Raw genomic sequence first — 17700 nt, forward strand, 5'->3', positions numbered from 1 at the left:
AGTCACTTTCTAAGAATGTCTGTTGCTGTTCGGGACGAAACAAGCCGAACGTTTTCAGCTGCATGGCCGCCCTGCGGCAAGGCCTCAGCCTCGAGGAAGGACAGCGCCTTCGGGACAAAATCGGCGTAGTTCTGAAATACCCCGCCATGCCCGGCATCCGGGTAGATGACCAGATGCGCCCCAGGGATACGCCCGGCGAGATCGTAGGTATTGCTGCTCGGCACCATCCTGTCCTGGTCGCCATTCGCAACCAAAGTGGGAATGCGGATGGTGCTCAGGTCTTGTGGCGCCTGGAGTCCGTAGGCCTTGATCGCCTTGAGTTGCGCGCCGAACGCGCTCAGCGATATCGCCTTGTCCCGGTTATTCCGGCGCTCTTTCAATCGTTGGAGAAATGCGTTTGCGGCGCGGCGGCCATTCGGCGTTCTTGTGAAGAAGAGATAGTACTTCGGATCCCGAAAAGTCAGCGCGCCCTTGATCATGTCCACGATCGTCAGCGGCGTCACCTTGTCGATGCCTTGCCCACCGGCCGGCCCCGTGCCAGCCAGGATGAGTTTGCGCACAAGCTTGGGCTCGGTCAGTACAATCTCTTGCGCCACGAAGCCGCCGAGTGAAAAGCCGAAGAGATCGACTTCTTCGAACCCCAGCGCCCGGACAAAGGCGACCGCATCCCGCGCCATGCCGAAAATGGTCGACGGAGTTTTGCCACCCGAAGCACCGATGCCGCGATTGTCGAAGGCAATTACCCGCCGGGTCGCAGCGAGGCCATCGACGATGCGCGGATCAAAATTGTCCAGCTGAGCAGCCAGATGGTTGAGCAGGATCACCGGCACGCCCGTCCTGGGCCCGAGTTCCCTGTAAGCAAAGGCTGTGCCGCCGACATCGACCGAGCGCGTTGGTGCGTCCTGGAACAACGCCGGTGAACGCGGCGACCGATTGGATCTATGTGTCATGCTTGGCGCCTCCGTTTCGTAGGGCCTGGCCAAATGTGTCGTAGTTGCTAGTCGCATGTGCGTGAAATCCTCTGCCTCGCCGTTATTCAGACCGGCAGTCGGAACTGCTTGCGCAGGCTCTTGTCGAAAATCCCCGCGGGGGCAAAGCGGCGCAGCAGGCTGACCTGGCGCGCTGCCTTGCCAGCGGTATAGCGCCGCCGCGGACGGGCATCGGTCGCTGCCTTGACAACCACATCCGCCACCACTTCCGGCCGATCGGCCTTGGGCATCACATCGCCCAGCAGCGCCTTGAGCCCGGCTCGAGCCCGATCGTATTCCTTCAACAGCGAATCCGGCTCGATGCCGTTCTGGTCGAAGACGGTGCGGACGAATGCCGGCTCGATGACGGAAACGCGGACGTTGAAGGCGCGCACCTCGTGGTCGAGCGATTCCGAATAGCCTTCGAGCGCGTGCTTGACCGCCGAGTAATGAGCTGAGTATGGCGCGGGTACCAGTCCCAGAATCGAGCCGATATTGATGATGCGCCCGTCGCCGCGCCGCCGCATCGACGGCAACACCGCATTGGTCATCCGCATGACGCCGAACAGATTGACGTCGAATAGGGCTTGTACCTGTGCGACCGAGGATTCCTCGGCGCCTCCTAGCAGACCGACACCGGCATTGTTGACCAGGAGATCGATCCGGCCGGTCTGCGCGAGCACGTTGGCAACGAGCGCATTGACGGCCGCATCATCGGTCACGTCGCATGCCAGCATGGTCACTCCGCCCGGACCATTACTGGTCTTGCGGCGACTTGTCCCGAAGACAGTGAAACCCGCCCGCGCCAAGGCCTCGGCGCTGGCGCGGCCGATGCCCGAGGAGGCTCCGGTCACGATTGCGGTCTTTTCAGAATTCCCATTCATTTTTGATGTTCCAGGTTCGAGAGGTCTAGCTTATTTCCACGAATTGAATTATGGTCGTAATATCAGATTATGAGCATAATGCAATAGCAGGACAGGAAAGAAAGACCATGCGCTACGAAAAGGGCCGAAAAGACGCGTCACGCAGCCGGATCATGGAGGTCGCCGCCGAACGTTTTCGATCTGACGGCATCGCGGCGTCCGGGCTGGCAACCATCATGAGCGACGCCGGGCTGACGAACGGCGCCTTCTATCCGCACTTCCAGTCGAAGGCGGAGCTCGTCCGTGAAAGCGTGGCGGCGGCCTTGGACGCGCAGTCGCATCAAGTGCAGGAAGCGTTGGACGCCGGCGGCCCGGAAATGGCCATAGAGGCATATCTGTCGGCCGAGCACCGGGACAATCCTGGAAAGGGCTGTGCTTCGGCCGCGTTGTTGCCGGAAATCGCGCGGCAGCCGCCTGAAACGCGAGCCCTCTATGCCGAGCGCGCTCAATCCCTGGTGCGCCAGATAGCTGAAGCTCTGCCGCAGACGAACGATCCCGAGGGCGCTGCGTTGGGCATGTTTGCAACGCTCATCGGCGCGCTTCAACTCGCGCGCGCCGTGGAAGGGACGGAATTGTCGGATCGTATCCTTGCGGCGGGAGCAGTTGCCGCAAAGGCGCTGATCCGGCCGGTTCAAGACGAGGTGGCCCCCTGAGGGCAGCCCGGATTATTCGGCCGGCTCGAATCTACCTTGCACCAAGACTGTCTCCACCGGCCCAAGCGGATTGATGATCCGGCTCTCCAGGACTTCGATAAGTTTGCGTCCAACACCCGCCATATCCACGGAATGAACTCCGATCTTTGCCGGCAGGAAGCGTGCCAGCCGCGTGCTGTCACGGGTGACGATGTGGACGTCGCGGCCTGGTGTAAGACCCCGCTTGCCGAGAGCGTGCAACGCTCCCAGAAGGCCCAGTTCGTTGGCGCACGCCAGGCCCGTTGGCGGATATGATGACGCCAGCAAGCGATCGAACCAGCCTGCGCTCGATTCCATGGTGAACATGCCATGACCGATCAACGATTGGTCGATCGGAATACCGGCCTCGGCCATTGCCCTTCCATACCCGGAAAGACGCATGGCACTCGCCTGGTCCTCCGGAACGAGAAGTTGCAGCGCAATGCGTCGACAGCCCTTATCCATGAGCCGCCGGGTCGCCTCGTAGGCAATCTGTTCATTGTCGACATCGACATAAGGATACGCGATATCCAGGTCGGTTCTTCCAAACGCGACGAACGGCATGCGTTTATCCAGCAGCAGCTTGACGCGCGGATCAGCCGACACCAGGCGCGTGATGACCAGGCCGTCTGCGCTGTGCGCCTGAAGCTGCCGCTGCACACTCTCAACGGGATCGTCGTCGGGAGTGGTGGAATAGATGGACAGACTATAGCCGGCTTGCCGCGCCGCCAGCGTCATGCCTTCGATTAAAGGAAGCTTCAACAGATCGGACAGATGGTCTCGTGTTTCCATCGGGAGTACGGCCGTCAGCGTCTGCGTTCGACCGGTTTTGAGCGCGCGACCATGATGATTTGGTAAATAGCCGACCCGCTTGGCCGCCTCCTTGACGCGGGCTATGGTCGAGGGCTGCACCTCCGGCCCATCCTTCAGAGCGCGGGATACCGTGGTCACCGACAGGGAAAGTTCAGCGGCGATCTGCTTTAGATTGGCCATTGTTCGCCCGACTTCATTTGCGAAAGCGCCGGCTGATTTGCTGACCGCCATAACGTTACCGAATTCGACATCCCGGTCAATCCAAACTCCCCCAGGAAGCAGCTTGACTCCGGCGTATTCAGATGCAATCGTAACGTTACGATTACAAAATAATGGCTCTTTCAAGCGATATTCCATAAAAGTTGGGGAGGAGAACCTATGTCCTGGCTACGCATTTCCTTAACAGCATTCGCAATCTCGGCTGCCCTGCCCGTTCATGCGCAAACAGTCACCATCACGACCGCGGGTGGCGACTATGGCAACGCCATGAAGGAGGCCATGTGGGCCCCTGCTGCAAAAGAGCTTGGCTATGATGTCCGCGAGGAGACCCTAAGCGACGGCCTGGCCGCCTTGAAGATGCAGGTCACCTCGGGTGCGGTCACGACCGACGTCATTCACCTGGGCTCACCGGAAGGTGCCCAGGCGGCCGCACAATCGCTGCTGGAGCCACTCGACTACAAGATCATCGATCCGAAATCCGTGCCGGAGGGTGCGAAGTCCGACTACTGCTATCCGTTTGACTCCTATGGCACCGTCATGTCGTGGAACACCAAGACCTATGGCGAGAACCCGCCGAAGACGTGGGCGGAATTCTGGGATGTTGCCAAATTTTCTGGCCGTCGCGCGTTGCGCGCCAATGCGCAAGACTCGATCGAGATCGCGCTTCTCTCCGATGGCGTGGCACCGGCGGACGTCTATTCCGTGCTCAGCACCCCGGAAGGGCTAGAGCGCGCCATCAAGCGGCTTGAAGCGATCAAACCAAACGTCGCCGTGTGGTGGACCTCGGGAGCTCAGTCCGCGCAGTTGCTGAAAGACGGTGAAGCGGATTTGGTCGTTACCTGGAACGGACGAGCGCAAACCGTGAAAGCAGATGGCGGCGCGGCTGACTACACGTTCAAGGGTTCGGTCATCGGCACGGACTGCCTTGGGGTGCCGAAGGGAGCGCCGAACAAGGAAGCCGCGATGAAGCTCATCGCAGCGATGACGCAGCCCGCGCGGGTTGCGAAGCTGACCGATTTCATTGCCTACGGCCCAGTCAATCCTGCGGCATATGAGGGTGGCCTTATTCCCGAGGACCGTCTGAAGACCCTTGCGACCGCGCCTGAAAATGCTGGCACTTCGGTGTTTTCCAATTCAGAATGGTGGGTCAAGAATGGCGAGGCTGCCCAAAGAGCCTTCGATGAAATGATGGCCCGCTGACTCTCAGCTCTAACGCATGTCGCGCAAAAATGTGCAGCGCGCGACAACGACATGCATGAAAACAAGAACCTAAAGCGCGTCGCGTGAAGCCAGTCGAACGCGACGCGCTTCAAGGCTGGAGCACATGATGAAGTCGCTCGCGATCACCATCGAAAGCGTGCACAAGGCTTATGGGTCCTACGTCGCACTGGATGATGTTTCGCTCGACATCCAGGCTGGCGAATTCCTCACGCTGCTAGGGCCATCGGGATCGGGCAAGACCACGTTACTCATGGCTCTGGCCGGTTTTGTCCGGCCGGATTCCGGTAAACTTTTCTTGGGCGATCGAGACATCACCCGCCTGCCGCCCAACAAACGAGACATCGGCATGGTATTCCAGAATTACGCCTTGTTTCCCCACATGAATGTCATGGCGAACGTCGCGTATCCGCTGGTGCTGCGCAAGGTACCGAGAGCGGAGGCGCGTCAGCGGGCGCTTGATACCTTGGCCCGCGTGAAGCTGGATGGTCTGGCGGAGCGCAATATTGCCGCACTATCCGGCGGCCAACGTCAACGGGTGGCATTGGCGCGGGCTATCGTCTTCGAACCGCGCGTGATGTTGATGGACGAGCCGCTGTCGGCGCTCGACAAGAACCTGCGCGAGAGCATGCAGTATGAGATCCGGCGTCTGCATGATCATCTACGGATCACCACAATCTATGTAACCCACGACCAGCGCGAAGCGCTGATTATGTCTGACCGGATTGCGGTGATGAATTCTGGCCGCATCCAGCAGATAGATACGCCGCAGCGGATTTATGATCGTCCATCGACCCGCTTCGTCGCGGAGTTCATGGGCGAGGCCAACATTGTGGCCCCGGGCTCAGCGCGCAGAATCGACGGCGCCGAAGCATCACGCGAAACTCTGATGATCCGCGCCGAAAGCTTCCATCTTGATGCGAAGCTCGTCGGGGGAGACGGAGTGGCTCTCGAAGGAATACTGCGCGCCAAAGCGTTCCGCGGCGAGAACTGGCTTTTGACGCTGGCGCTTGACGGCGGGCAAGAGGTTCTTGTCTGCATTCCGGCAGCGCTGGCCGGCGGCTGCGCCGAGCTTGCCGCCGGTCAGCGGATGACCGCATATGCACCAGCAGCGAAGGTTCACGCGATACCGGGAGCGATGGCGTGATCGTCGTCCGGGACCCGGCGCTCGCGGCGGATGCGCGGCGCGAGCGGCGGTTTTTTCTTTCACTTTCGCTCCCGGCGCTGTTCATCGTTGGACTGGCGGCGATACTGCCCATCCTTTGGATCATCCGGCAATCCTTCCTGACCACCGGGGGTGAGTACACCGTCGGCAACTACGAGAAGGTCCTTTCGAGCGGACTGACGTGGTCGGCGCTCGTCACGACCCTCGAACTGTCCTTGGGTACGCTGGCGGGCTGCATTCTCCTCGGCACTCCTCTGGCGCTGGCGCTGGCCAGCGTCAGACCAAGGCTGGCCAACGTGCTCATGGCGTTCGTCATGCTGCCGCTGTGGACCTCTATTCTGGTGCGTACCTATGGTTGGCTCGTGCTCTTGCGGCGCGACGGCCTGATCAACGCGGCTTTGACCGGTTCAGGCCTGACGGCGGAGCCATTGCCGCTGGTCTACAACTTCACGGGAACGCTCATCGGCATGGTGCACTACATGCTGCCACTTTTTCTGCTGCCTGTTTATGCTGCGATGCGCGATATCGACCCAAATCTCATTCGCGCGGCTGCGAGCATGGGAGCCACTCTCAGGCAGGTCATCCGCACAGTCATTATGCCGCTTTCGGCGGGCGGCATCTTCTCGGGTTCGATCATCGTCCTCATCTACGCCATAGGTTTTTTCATCACGCCGGCGGTGCTTGGCGGCGGCAAGGTAAATCCGCTCTCTACCCGGATCGAGCGTACACTATCGACCTTTCAGGACTGGGGGTCGGCAAGCGTCCTGGGCATTCTGCTCCTCGTTCTTATGGCGCTGATCGGTGTGATGTTGCTGGCGGCACGCCGTCTGGTGGCCCAGAACGCCGTGGAAGCCTCCCATGCTTGAAGCCTATCCGCAAAACAGGCTCGCCCGCATTTTGCTCTGGAGCTTTGCCGCTCTTGTCATGGCATTTCTGATGCTGCCGACGCTCGTGGTGGTGCCGCTTTCCTTTTCGGCGTCGAATCTCCTCGAGTTTCCGCCGCACGCCTACTCGTTGCGCTGGTACGAGAACTTCTTCGGCTCGGCAACGTGGATGGCCGCGCTCAGAACGAGTTTGATCCTTGGGACGTTGACGGCGTTGATCGCGGTGCCTTTCGCGCTGCTCGCCTGCATTTCAATGAATCGGCTGGGCGGAAAGACCGCTGCGGCCATCCAGAGCGTCCTGCTGACCCCCTCGATCACCCCAGGTATCCTGCTTGCGATCGGTCTCTTCTTTGTGTTGGCCGCACAACATCTGATCGGAACGCTATTCGGTGTGCTGGTCGGACATGTGGTGCTGGCCGTTCCGGTCGCCTGCATTGTGTTGCTACCCGCTCTCGCCCGCTTTGACTGGAACCAGGTTCAGGCGGCGCGCAGCCTCGGTGCAAACTGGGCCAGGTCCATTGGCGGAATCATCGTTCCGCAACTTCGGATCAGCTTGCTGTCGGCGACATTGATGGCGTTCCTGACTTCGCTCGACGAGTCTGTGATTTCGATCTTCATCGCAAGTGGTCGCAACAGCACGATGCCGAAGCTTATGTTCCTGTCGCTGCGCGATCAGATCGATCCGACCATTGCGGCGATCTCGACATTGTGGACCGTCATCGTCGTGGCCGTGGTCCTGATTGTGACCCTTCGCCAAAAATCCTGACCGAGACTGGAAACATGCCCACCAATTACCATGCAGCCGACGATCTGACGGATCATTCGACGGACATCCCTCAGGTAGGGTTGGCCATCATCACAGGGTCGGCAAACTGGGGGCTTGCCTTCCCGGAAGATGTCGAATTCGATGGTGTGCGCACCTTGCGGCGCGACATGAGTTTTGAAACACCTTTCGGTCGCACCGACAACTGGAAGCTGCTCGAGTTCGATGCGTCGATCACAGCGGAAGGGAGAGCAAAACGCGCGCTGTGCATGTATTCGCACGGCAATCCCCGCGACCGTATCGACCATTCCTGCCATCGCCGCGCGTTCTGGGTATTGATGCGGGCGGGTGTACGGCAAGTTCTCGCCTGCTCGACTGTAGGCGCCGTCAACAAGGCGATCCAGCCGGGCGACATGGTGGTGACCGCCGATATCATTGAACTGACGCAGACCCCGTTTTCACTGCTTCCTGACCGTCAGAGCTTTGACTGTTCGGGCAAGCAAATCGTGTGTCCAAGATGTGCGGCGGTTCTGGTCGAAACGGCCCGCCGTCATTGGCCAGCCGAATGCCGCGTTTATGGCATCGAACAGCAGTTGGTGGCTGCCCATTGTTATGGGCCCCGGCTGACAACGCCTGCCGAAGCCTTGGCATATCGGGGCATGGGGGCGGATGTACTCAACCATTCCATCGCCCCTGAGGCGACCTTGTCGCGCGAGATCGGCGCGTGTTTCGTGCCTTGCGCGTTCGTGACGGCGGGCTTCAACGACTATATGGATCGCAATCGCCAGAAATTGCTGCAGGAGGACGTGCTGCCCAGTCTCTCCATGACAGCCTCGCGGGTCGCGCTGGAGACCGCCGCGCGACTTCCCGCTGATCCGGAATGCTCCTGTCACGGCTTGAAGTCGCCTCAGCCGAAAGAACGCTCCAGCCGGTTCTGAGACGACCTTGGTGCGCCGGATAGCTGAAGCTCTGCCACCGACCAAGAATCCCGAGGGCGCTGCATTGTGCGTGTTTGCGACGTTCGAAACGCTGAGGGCGGCGTTTGAGGATTACGGTCAAAACTCAATCAGACTGGCTGCCGCCAATGGCCCAGATGGGCGGAACTTGCCGTTTGAATTAGTCGGCGGGAATGAGCACAGAGCGCCATTTGCTGACAATCATGGCGCTTCACCATTGCGGTCGTTCTCGCTACGACCTGATGCGGACCCGAAGCGGATGGTCGTTTGATCCGGTTAAACTCAACGCGCCACCCTACCACGTGCGCCATCTCGAGACGTTCGCGAAAACCTCCACGTCGGTCGCGACTCGACCATGGAGCGGAAGTACAGGCGAAGTCCTGTTTCGTTCGAGATGGCCTGGTTCAATCTCCAGCATCCTCCTCCTGCCATACTGGCCGGAGCGAGTGCCGGCCGCGAGCGAGTGGCCTTTGAGCGTAGGTCAGAGCGTCTTGCTCATCATCAGGATCGGAACCGGAGCGCCGCCACGGTCATCGACGAATTTCTCGGCGGGTTGGTAGCCGCAGGCTCTATAGAGCGGCTCTCCTGCCATCGTGGCTGCCAGATCGGCACGGCGGAAGCCCTCAGCCTTAGCGGCACGTTCACACAGCGAAAGGATAAGGCGGCCGACGCCTCGCCGGACAAAGTCCGGATGCGTATACATGGCTCTGATACGCGCCGCGTCCGTGGCTGGATCAAGCAGTGCCGCGTTGCGTCCCGGTGACTGATCACCACCATACATGGTCGTGCGCCGGCTCCAGCCACCGCACCCTGCCAGGACGCCGTCGTGCTCCACGACGAAATAGGTGCCATCATCGACAAGCTGCGTGTCCAGCCCCATGATTGCGCGGCTGGATCGGATCTGGTCATCGTCGAGAAACGGTTTCTGGAGTTCGGAGATCGCTGCATCCATGAGCGCAATCATGGAGGCGAGGTCCTCGCGTCGCGCTATCCGGTGCCGAAAGTCTTCACTGGCCATGTTCAAGCACACCATGAGGCGAAACAAACGCACGATATGGCGAATTTCGTTCCGTCAGAAGACCAAAATATTCGCTGCTGCGGCAGCCTTGGGACGCCTGTCGAGCAGGCCGAAGGTATAACCAATGACAGTCATTCTGGCAGCCCCGCCATGCGATAACCTTCCACGATATGCCGGCGCACGTCTTCGGCTGGGAATGGCTGCGAATCCGACCAGTGCCGGATAGTGAAGTGCGGATTGCTTATCATGAACATTTTCGCCTCCCAGCCCGCTTCCTCCAAACGGCCAAGTTGCGCAAGGCTTGCTGCAAGCAGGCGTCGTGAAGTCGTGCGATAGGTTTCGGGCCTGCGCAGCGTTAGGATCGCGGATTCGTAGTCGCCCAGGGCATATTGGGCCTGGCCCAACATCCAATAATACCAACCGGGCGGGTGAGGGTTGAGTCGCAGTGCCCTGCGGACCTGCTCTATGGCTTCGGCAGGTCGGCCCTTTTCCGTCGTCAACTCGGCCTGCATTGCCCAAGCGTCGGCGTGGTTGGGGTCCAACTCGTGGGCAGCATCGAATTCGGCATCCGATTCCACCCAGCGACTCTCATGTCCAAGTATGACGCCCAATACCCATCTGTTCCCGGCGTCGTTCGGGTCGAGTTCGACCGCCAGCTGTGCTTCGGCGAGCGCTCTTGCGCGGTTGGGGTCCATCGGTTCGTCCCAGAACTCCCAGCCCAGCCAGAGGTTGAGCGCCAGCCAACGGTGCGCCTCCGCGTATTCCGGGTCGAGCGCGATTGCCCGGTCTAGCAGCAAAATGGCCTCTTTCGCGGTGAGCGCCGTTTGCAGGCCAAGGACCCGGGCACGCACACAGAGATCATAGGCCTCCAGGTTGCTCGGTCTGTTGCGCGCCGGCGCGGTGGTCAGGCGGCCAACCAGAGCCTCGACAATCTTGCCGGTCACCTCGTCCTGAACGGCGAAGATATCTTCTAGGCTCCGGTCGAATCTTTCGGCCCAAAGGTGGTCACCCGCGATCGCGTCGATCAGTTGGGCGTTGATACGCACCCGTCCAGCGGCCCGCCGTGCACTACCTTCAAGAAGATGGCGAACTCCCAGTTCTCGCGCGATGCGACGCACATCCACGTGCCTGCCTTTGTATGCAAATGCCGAGTTGCTGGCGATGACGAACAACTCGCTTGTCCTCGACAGATCCGTGATCAAGTCTTCGGTGAGGCCATCGACAAATGCCTCCTGCTCCGGATCATTGCTCATGTTCGTAAAGGGGAGGACGGCAATGGAGGGCTTGGCGGGGAGCTGCAGAGGCGCTTTCTCCGCGAACCCGCCATCGTCCGATGCGGTCGACAGCCGGATCCGGTAGACAGACACTGGTTCGGTGACGTTCTTGATCGCTTGCGGACCAAGTTCGTCGAAGCCGCAATCGAGCTTCCGCTTGACTTGGTCGTAGACGCTGCCGGACACACAGACATCTCCTGCCCCGGCCATTGCCTGGAGCCGCACTGCGACAATGACGCCGTCGCCGAACAGATCGCCGTCCTCGACAACGACATCGCCCAGATTGATGCCGATATGCAGGTAGATTCTCCGGTCGGCGGTCACACCCTCGTTTGCGGCCGCCATCCGCTTCTGAAGGTCCACGGCGCATGACACGGCGTTCACCGCGCTTCCGAACTCGACCAGAACGCCATCACCCATCACTTTCACAATACGGCCATGACGGTCGCGGACGAGTGGTTCGAGGATTTCCTTCCTCCTCCTCCTTAAAGCGGCCAACGTTCCTTGCTCGTCCAGGTCCAGAAGTCGACTGTAGCCCACCACGTCGGCAGCCAATATGGCGGCAAGGCGGCGTTGGGCGCGTTCTTCGGCCATTTCGCGTTGCTTTCATTGAAAGCAGAAAAGCGAATTTTATGCCGCCCATTTCAAAAGTCTATCAGGTTGACTTCGAGGCTCGATCGCCAAGCAGCTACATAGGGTGATCGCGCCTGTCGATTGTCCCCACTGGGGCCACGACTTGCGCTTGGGGCTCGTCTTGGAGAAGGTCAGCAAGGGGTCAGTGCCGAGTGCCGCGAATGTCGGGTATCGGGCAGTGAAATGGGCTGACCAAGGGCAGCTCAGGGTCAGATCGCGTCATGCGACGCTCGCAACTGATCGACTGCAAGGGTCGGAACTCGGTCGTCTTAGAGTGATTTGGGTTTTTGGCGGCTAGAGCGACCCGGCATGAGGTGGTCCGGACTGTGAACGAGGGTGTCGGCAGAGCGCGTCTCATAGGGGGCCACAAGCCAGTGCCCCACCGCCGACAAACACCGGCGGGCGGGTGCCTCGGGGACACGATGGTAGATTGCCAATGCGTTCGCGGGTGTGGCCTTAAGTCGCAAACTATTGGCTTCAGAAGCAGGGCGTCGGCCTTCATTAACGGTGCTACCAACACCACATGGTCCGTAGCCCTCCCAAACGAGAGAAGCTCGCCCCGACGGGTCGCACTGCGGCCGTCAGCCGGCAATTGCTGTGAACTAGGAAACCATCATGCCTGAAAATATCAGACTAACTTCGAGAGACGTCCCTCTCATTCAGCTAGGCCTCTATCAGTGCCGCTTCCCGGTGAGCGAAGACCCGTCAGTACCCGGCGGCTATCGTTTTTGTGCTGGGCCAACTTCGCCGGATCGCGTCTACTGCGATCACCACCACCACATTGTGACCGCCGTGGACCCTCGTCGAGCCCGTTCGGGTCTCCACCTCGCTCAACGACGCGCCGCGTAAGTCTGGCTGGCGGCGGCCTCCCGGCCAGGCGCTATGCGCTCCAATGGCTACGACCTTTCCGTCGGCTCGGTCTGGCCCATCCTCCCTTATGCCGTCTTCGCCGATGTCTCCCCCTTCGCCCGATTGAGAACGACGACTTCTCGCCGAAGCGATCGCTTCGGAATGCCGTCGTAGCCCGACCCGAAGCTCAGTGAGCTTTTGTAGAGGTCGAGGGTCCAATCCAACGTCTGGACTCCACTGGAGTGCCTGCACTCGAGAGCGATTGGCTCTCCGGCAGCCGATAAGGATCCAAATTTAAGCGCCACTTGCCGCCATTCATCGTTTGGCCAGTGAACTGTCGCTTTCGATGCACAGCGGTCGTTCCTGGCAACGCGCGCCGTTCGCGCGCTGGCGAGCAGCGGCCCTCGCCTTTCTTTGCACAGGGGTGTTCTATGGCTGCCCGAGAGGCTTCGCCTCCCCCGCCTCGCATTCCGACAATCGCACAGGTTTGGCGAGTTTCGCCAGCGCCTCGGGCTTGGCGCAAGCCGGAAAGCCGGCGAGCGGCATTGTTTCAATAAACCGGCTGCGCTCTTTAGTGCTCAAGCCCACTTCATTAATCATGCTCTCGACGGTCAGGTCCGGGTACTGCTTGAGAGTTTCCCTAACCGAAGCATTCGCCTCATCCATTCGACCCAGAGCCGCAAGGGAGCTGCTAAGCACCACCCACTTCCACTTGTCGTAGTTGTTAGGCGTCATGCGCTCCAGCATCTTCAACGCGTCCTCATATCGGCCGGCCATAAAATAGGCAGGGGCGAAGAAGTTGGACGTCCACATCGGGTAGTTCGGGTCGAGCCGCATTACTTGGTCGACCATCTGAGCGCCGCGTTCGGGTTCATTGAAGCGTGCCGCAAAGCCGGTATAGAATGTCAGGATTTCGGACGAACCGGGAGCTAGACGAAGGGCCGTGTCCAGCTCAGCCTTGGCGCGAGCGTTGTCGCCCTTCTGGCTGAGGCTCATACCAAACACGGCGTGTGCCTCAGCGTCACTTGGATCGAGCTGCACCGCGCGTTCGGCCACATCGGCAGCCGCCTTGATCTCGCTCTCGGGATTGATACCGAAGCCAGCCAATATACCATGAGCATGATAAAGTTCTACCCAGGCCCGGGCCAGCCCGGGGTCCAGCTCAACGGCGCGGTTGAGAAGCGCGATGGCCTCCTCCTCATCCGCTATGGTGATCTTTTCAATCTTCTCGGTCCCGAGCAGATAATAATCATAAGCATTCAGGTTTTCAGGTCGTTTACGTTTGGCCGCGGCCCGCCCGGCCGCCTGAATCAACCCTACGCCGCCGCCCAGACGGTTGGTGACTTGCTCTGCGATCTCGGTCTGGACGGCGAAAACGTCCTCAGCAGGCCGGTCCCAACGATCCGACCAAAGATGGTTGCCGGTTTGTGCATCGATCAACTGCGCGGTGACCCGCACCCGCCCATTTTGCCGCTGGATAGAGCCTTCTAGTACGAAGCCGACATGGAGCGCACTTGCTACCTGGCGGGCATCCACCGGCTTGCCTTTGTAAACTTCCGTCGAATTCCGGGCCACGACCTCAAGTTCGGGAAACCGCGCGAGGTCGGTTATGATATCCTCAGTCAAGCCATCGGCCAAACGCCCGGTGGCCTCGTCGCCGCCATAGTTATTGAAGGGCAGCACCGCGACCGATGGCTTGGCCCCCAGCGGCGCGGGCTGAAAGAACCACCAGGTCCCTCCACCCGCCAGAGCCAGCACGACGATGGCCGCTGCAGTCGTCCTGGTCCAGCGCGGCATCGCCTTGCGTAAGGTCCAACGCACCCGCTTGCCATCGAGCCTCAGTCGGTACATCCGCACGGGGCGGCTGATGTTCTTGACCTGCTGCTCGCCGGCGAAATCGAGGGGCAAATCAAGCTTGCCCTGCAGATGGTCAAAGGCCGTGCCCGATACGATCACGCCGCCCGGCTCAGCGAGTTGCTGCAACCGCGCGGCGACATTGACGCCGTCGCCATAGACATCGCCGTCAACCAGCGCAACGTCGCCCAGATTGACCCCGATGCGGAACACGATGCGCTCAGGCTCTGGCAGACCTTCATTGCGCGCGGCCGCCGCGCTTTGGATTTCCGCTGCGCAGGCGACTGCGTCGACCACGCTTTCGAAGGCGACAAGCGCGCCATCGCCCATCAACTTGACGACGCGGCCATGGTGCTGGGAGATGGCGGGGTCGAACACCTCGGAACGAACGGTTTTCAATCGCTCAATGGTTCCGGCCTCATCGGCCTCCATCGCCTTCGAGTAGCCAACCATATCGGCCGCCAGGATCGCCAGCAGCTTCCGATTGAGAGGGGGAACCGCCATATGCGCCTCTTTATGGCACAACCCTACACCCATGGAAGCATCGGAGCCAGAACGCGCCGTTGGCCGCGCGGTGAATGACCGCTCGTCAGCCGTTCCTGACTTTCGACCGGGTGCGGATGAACGTCTTCAACGGGTCAACTTGCGTCGTCAGGGCTCTCGGCGTCAAAGGTCCGAGAGGGTTCGAAGTCGGTCGTTCAGAGTGATTGCGTTTTGACTCCAGAGCGCCGCGCGTCATGGACGCGCAAAGGACGCTATAACACTTTGAATTTTGCATGATCCTTTCCGAACCGGAGGTCAGCGCAGCAAAACCATGCCGGTTTCCGGGGGTCATGCCCTAAGGCAGCCTGAACCGGTATTCCGTCACGTGATGATAGATCTGGCCCGGCCACAGCGTGGCTTGCGGGAAATAGGGCCGGTTGGGCGCATCCGGCCAGATTTGCGGTTCCAAGCAGAAGCCTGAAAACGCCTTGTACTGGCGTCCGCCCAGTCCAGGCGAGGACGGCGCCAGATACTGGCCGGTATAGAGCTGGACGCCCGGCTCGGTCGTCCAGAGCTCCATCTCGACGCCGGAATTCGCGCCTTGCGCCCACGACGCCTGCTTCAGCGGCCCGCGCGTCGAAGCGAGGCAGAAATTCTGGTCATAGGGGAGTTGTTCGCCCTCGGTCTCCATGCGCAGCGGCCGCGCCTGGCGAAAATCGAAGGGGGTGCCGTCGACCGGCTTGACCGTGCCTGTCGGAATGAGATCCGCGTCGACCGGCAGATAGGCGCCGGCATTCAGCATCAGCCGGTGGTCGAGAATGTCGCCGGTGCCGCCGTCATCCAGGTTGAAATAGGAATGCTGCGTGAGATTGCAGAGCGTCGGCTCCTCGCAGGTGGCTGTCAGTTCGACGCTGAGCGTGCCGGGGATCTTGAGCCGGTAGGTGCAGGTCACGTCGAGCGCGCCGGGAAAGCCCATCATGCCGTCGGGGTCGTGCAATGTCAGCGTGACAAAATCCCTGCCATGCAGCGAAACCGCCCAGGCACGGCGCGAAAAACCTTGCGAACCGCCATGCAGCGTGTGCTTTTCGAGGAAATTGCGCTCGGTCTGGTAGCGTTTGCCGGCAAGCGTGAAGCGGCCGTCGCGGATACGGTTGGCATAGCGCCCGACGACGGTGCCGAAGAAGGCGGTATCCGTCTCATAGTGCTCGAAATGATCATAGCCGAGCACCAATGGCGCCTCGTGCCCGGCCAGGTGCAGATCCTGGATGATCGCACCCAGGCCGATGATGTTGGCGGTAAGGCCGCCGCCACGAATGGTGAAACGGCGGACTTCCTCGCCCGCCTGCGTCGTACCGAAAACCTCGCCGTCCTTCATCGCCATGCTCGCAAGTTCGTTGCTCGACGCCAGCCTGGCCTTTTCCGAAGCGGCTCAGGGTCTTTTTCGGTATTACCGCATGAGGCTTCTAGAGACCAAGTCCGCCGATGCAGACATATTTGGTGTCGAGATAGTCCTCGATGCCCTGATGGCCGCCTTCCTTGCCGAGGCCCGATTCCTTGACGCCGCCGAACGGCGCCTCAGGGGTGGTGATGAGCCCTTCATTGACGCCGACCATGCCGTATTTGAGCCCTTCCATGACCCGGAAGGCGCAACCGAGATCGCCGGTGTAGAAGTAGCAGGCCAGGCCGAACTCGGTGTCGTTGGCCAGTGCCACGGCCTCTTCCTCGGTCTCGAACTTGAACACCGGCGCTACCGGGCCAAAGATCTCTTCCTTCATGAAGCGCATCCTCGGCGTCGCATTGGCGATCACCGTCGGCTGGAAGAACGAGCCGCCGAGCGCGTGGCGCTTGCCGCCGGCGACGACCTTGCCGCCCTTGGCGGTAGCGTCGGCAATCAGCTCCTCGACCTTCTCCACCGCCTTTTCGTCGATCAGCGGTCCCTGCTGGACACCTTCCTCGAGGCCGGAACCGACCTTCAGCCCGTTGCTCGCAGCAGCCAGCTTTTCGACAAACTGGTCGTAGATGCCGGCCTGCACCAGGAAGCGGTTGGTGCAGACGCAGGTCTGGCCGGAATTGCGGTACTTGGCGGTGATGGCGCCGGCGACGGCCCGCTCGAGATCGGCGTCATCGAAGACGATGAACGGCGCGTTGCCGCCGAGCTCCATCGACACTTTCTTGACCGTCACCGACGACTTCTGGATCAGGATCTTGCCGACCTCGGTCGAGCCGGTGAAGGTGATCTTCTTGACCAGCGGGTTGGCACAGATCTCGTCGCCGATCTCACCGGCAGCGCCGGTCAGGATATTGATCACGCCTTTGGGGAAACCGACTTCCTCGGCAAGCGCGCCCCAGGCAAGGCCGGAATAAGGCGTCTGCGACGCCGGCTTGACCACGGCGGTACAGCCGGCGGCAAGCGCCGGACCAAGCTTGCGGGCCAGCATCGAGGATGGGAAATTCCACGGCGTGATGGCGGCTATGACGCCGACCGGTTCCTTGGTCACCAGGATACGGCGGTCCGCCCAGGGCGACGGCACGACGTCGCCATAGGTGCGGCGGCCTTCTTCGGCGAACCACAATATGTAGGACGCGGCCGAGCCGATCTCGCCCTTGGATTCGAACAGCGACTTGCCCTGTTCGATGGTTAGCAGTTCGGCCAGCACGTCCTGATTGTCCATCATCGCGTCGTGCAGCTTGCGCAACAGCTTCGAGCGTTCGAGCGCGGTGGTCTTGCGCCATGTCTGGAAGGCAGCGTCGGCGGCTTCGATGGCGCGGCGGGTCTCGGCCTTGCCCGACTTCGGCACGGTGCCGATCTTGAGGCCGGTGGCAGGATTGTTGACGTCGATCGTCTGGCCTGAATCGGCCTGCACCCATTCGCCATTGATGAGATTGGCCTGCCGCATGAAATGGCTGGTTTTCTGAAGCATGATCTCGCCTCCGTTCGGCACCTGGCGGGCCGGTCGCTGATTTCGTGAATGGACGTGCGCGATAGCATCGCTAGAGCCACTGCTCTTA

Annotated in this window: 14 protein-coding genes; 6 read left to right on the plus strand and 8 right to left on the minus strand. The window is 60.7% G+C overall.

Going from position 1 to position 17700, the window contains the following annotated elements:
• Positions 1-2 precede the first annotated feature (2 nt).
• Positions 3-950, minus strand: a complete 948-nt coding sequence (locus tag NKJ28_RS11365) for an alpha/beta fold hydrolase (protein WP_352635571.1) — start codon at positions 948-950, stop codon at positions 3-5.
• Positions 951-1036: 86 nt separating this feature from the next.
• Positions 1037-1852, minus strand: a complete 816-nt coding sequence (locus NKJ28_RS11370; protein WP_352587764.1) for an oxidoreductase — start codon at positions 1850-1852, stop codon at positions 1037-1039.
• 107 nt (positions 1853-1959) lie between these two features.
• Here NKJ28_RS11370 and NKJ28_RS11375 point away from each other — a divergent pair, with 107 nt between their 5' ends.
• Complete coding sequence (locus tag NKJ28_RS11375) at positions 1960-2544, plus strand: TetR/AcrR family transcriptional regulator (protein WP_352587761.1); 585 nt, start codon at positions 1960-1962, stop codon at positions 2542-2544.
• Between the two features lie 12 nt (positions 2545-2556).
• Here NKJ28_RS11375 and NKJ28_RS11380 read toward each other — a convergent pair whose 3' ends face one another.
• Positions 2557-3720 (minus strand): LacI family DNA-binding transcriptional regulator, encoded by a 1164-nt coding sequence (locus NKJ28_RS11380; RefSeq protein ID WP_352635573.1) that lies wholly within the window; start codon positions 3718-3720, stop codon positions 2557-2559.
• Between the two features lie 33 nt (positions 3721-3753).
• On the opposite strand from NKJ28_RS11380, the gene NKJ28_RS11385 reads away from it, so the two are divergent.
• The 5 genes from NKJ28_RS11385 (at position 3754) to NKJ28_RS11405 (ending at position 8562) form a co-directional block, all read left to right on the plus strand.
• The gene (locus tag NKJ28_RS11385) at positions 3754-4794 is read left to right on the plus strand and encodes an ABC transporter substrate-binding protein (protein WP_352635575.1); all 1041 of its coding nucleotides are present in this window, start codon (positions 3754-3756) and stop codon (positions 4792-4794) included.
• Positions 4795-4921: 127 nt separating this feature from the next.
• Positions 4922-5959, plus strand: a complete 1038-nt coding sequence (locus tag NKJ28_RS11390) for an ABC transporter ATP-binding protein (protein WP_352635577.1) — start codon at positions 4922-4924, stop codon at positions 5957-5959.
• Positions 5956-6843, plus strand: coding sequence for an ABC transporter permease (locus NKJ28_RS11395; RefSeq protein WP_352624599.1), 888 nt, complete (start codon positions 5956-5958; stop codon positions 6841-6843). The genes NKJ28_RS11390 and NKJ28_RS11395 overlap by 4 nt, the downstream gene beginning before the upstream one ends.
• Entirely contained in the window at positions 6836-7627 is a 792-nt protein-coding gene (locus NKJ28_RS11400) for an ABC transporter permease (protein WP_352624600.1), read from the plus strand. The genes NKJ28_RS11395 and NKJ28_RS11400 overlap by 8 nt, the downstream gene beginning before the upstream one ends.
• A 14-nt stretch (positions 7628-7641) precedes the next feature.
• Entirely contained in the window at positions 7642-8562 is a 921-nt protein-coding gene (locus tag NKJ28_RS11405) for a phosphorylase family protein (RefSeq protein WP_023676454.1), read from the plus strand.
• A 499-nt stretch (positions 8563-9061) separates the two neighbouring features.
• Here the strand turns inward: NKJ28_RS11405 and NKJ28_RS11410 are convergent, their stop codons facing one another.
• From NKJ28_RS11410 to NKJ28_RS11435, 5 genes are all read right to left on the minus strand, one after another.
• Positions 9062-9544 (minus strand): GNAT family N-acetyltransferase, encoded by a 483-nt coding sequence (locus NKJ28_RS11410; RefSeq protein ID WP_352454573.1) that lies wholly within the window; start codon positions 9542-9544, stop codon positions 9062-9064.
• Between the two features lie 185 nt (positions 9545-9729).
• Positions 9730-11466, minus strand: coding sequence for an adenylate/guanylate cyclase domain-containing protein (locus NKJ28_RS11415; protein WP_352635581.1), 1737 nt, complete (start codon positions 11464-11466; stop codon positions 9730-9732).
• 1317 nt (positions 11467-12783) lie between these two features.
• Positions 12784-14712 carry an adenylate/guanylate cyclase domain-containing protein gene (locus NKJ28_RS11425; protein ID WP_352635583.1) on the minus strand — a complete coding sequence of 643 codons (1929 nt, stop codon included), beginning with the start codon at positions 14710-14712 and terminating at the stop codon, positions 12784-12786.
• Between the two features lie 334 nt (positions 14713-15046).
• The gene (locus tag NKJ28_RS11430; RefSeq protein ID WP_352635585.1) at positions 15047-16072 is read right to left on the minus strand and encodes an aldose epimerase family protein; all 1026 of its coding nucleotides are present in this window, start codon (positions 16070-16072) and stop codon (positions 15047-15049) included.
• Positions 16073-16154: 82 nt separating this feature from the next.
• Positions 16155-17612 carry an NAD-dependent succinate-semialdehyde dehydrogenase gene (locus NKJ28_RS11435; RefSeq protein ID WP_352635587.1) on the minus strand — a complete coding sequence of 486 codons (1458 nt, stop codon included), beginning with the start codon at positions 17610-17612 and terminating at the stop codon, positions 16155-16157.
• Positions 17613-17700 lie beyond the last annotated feature (88 nt).

This window comes from Mesorhizobium sp. M0145 (genome assembly GCF_040322355.1).
Classification (GTDB): Bacteria; Pseudomonadota; Alphaproteobacteria; order Rhizobiales; family Rhizobiaceae; genus Mesorhizobium.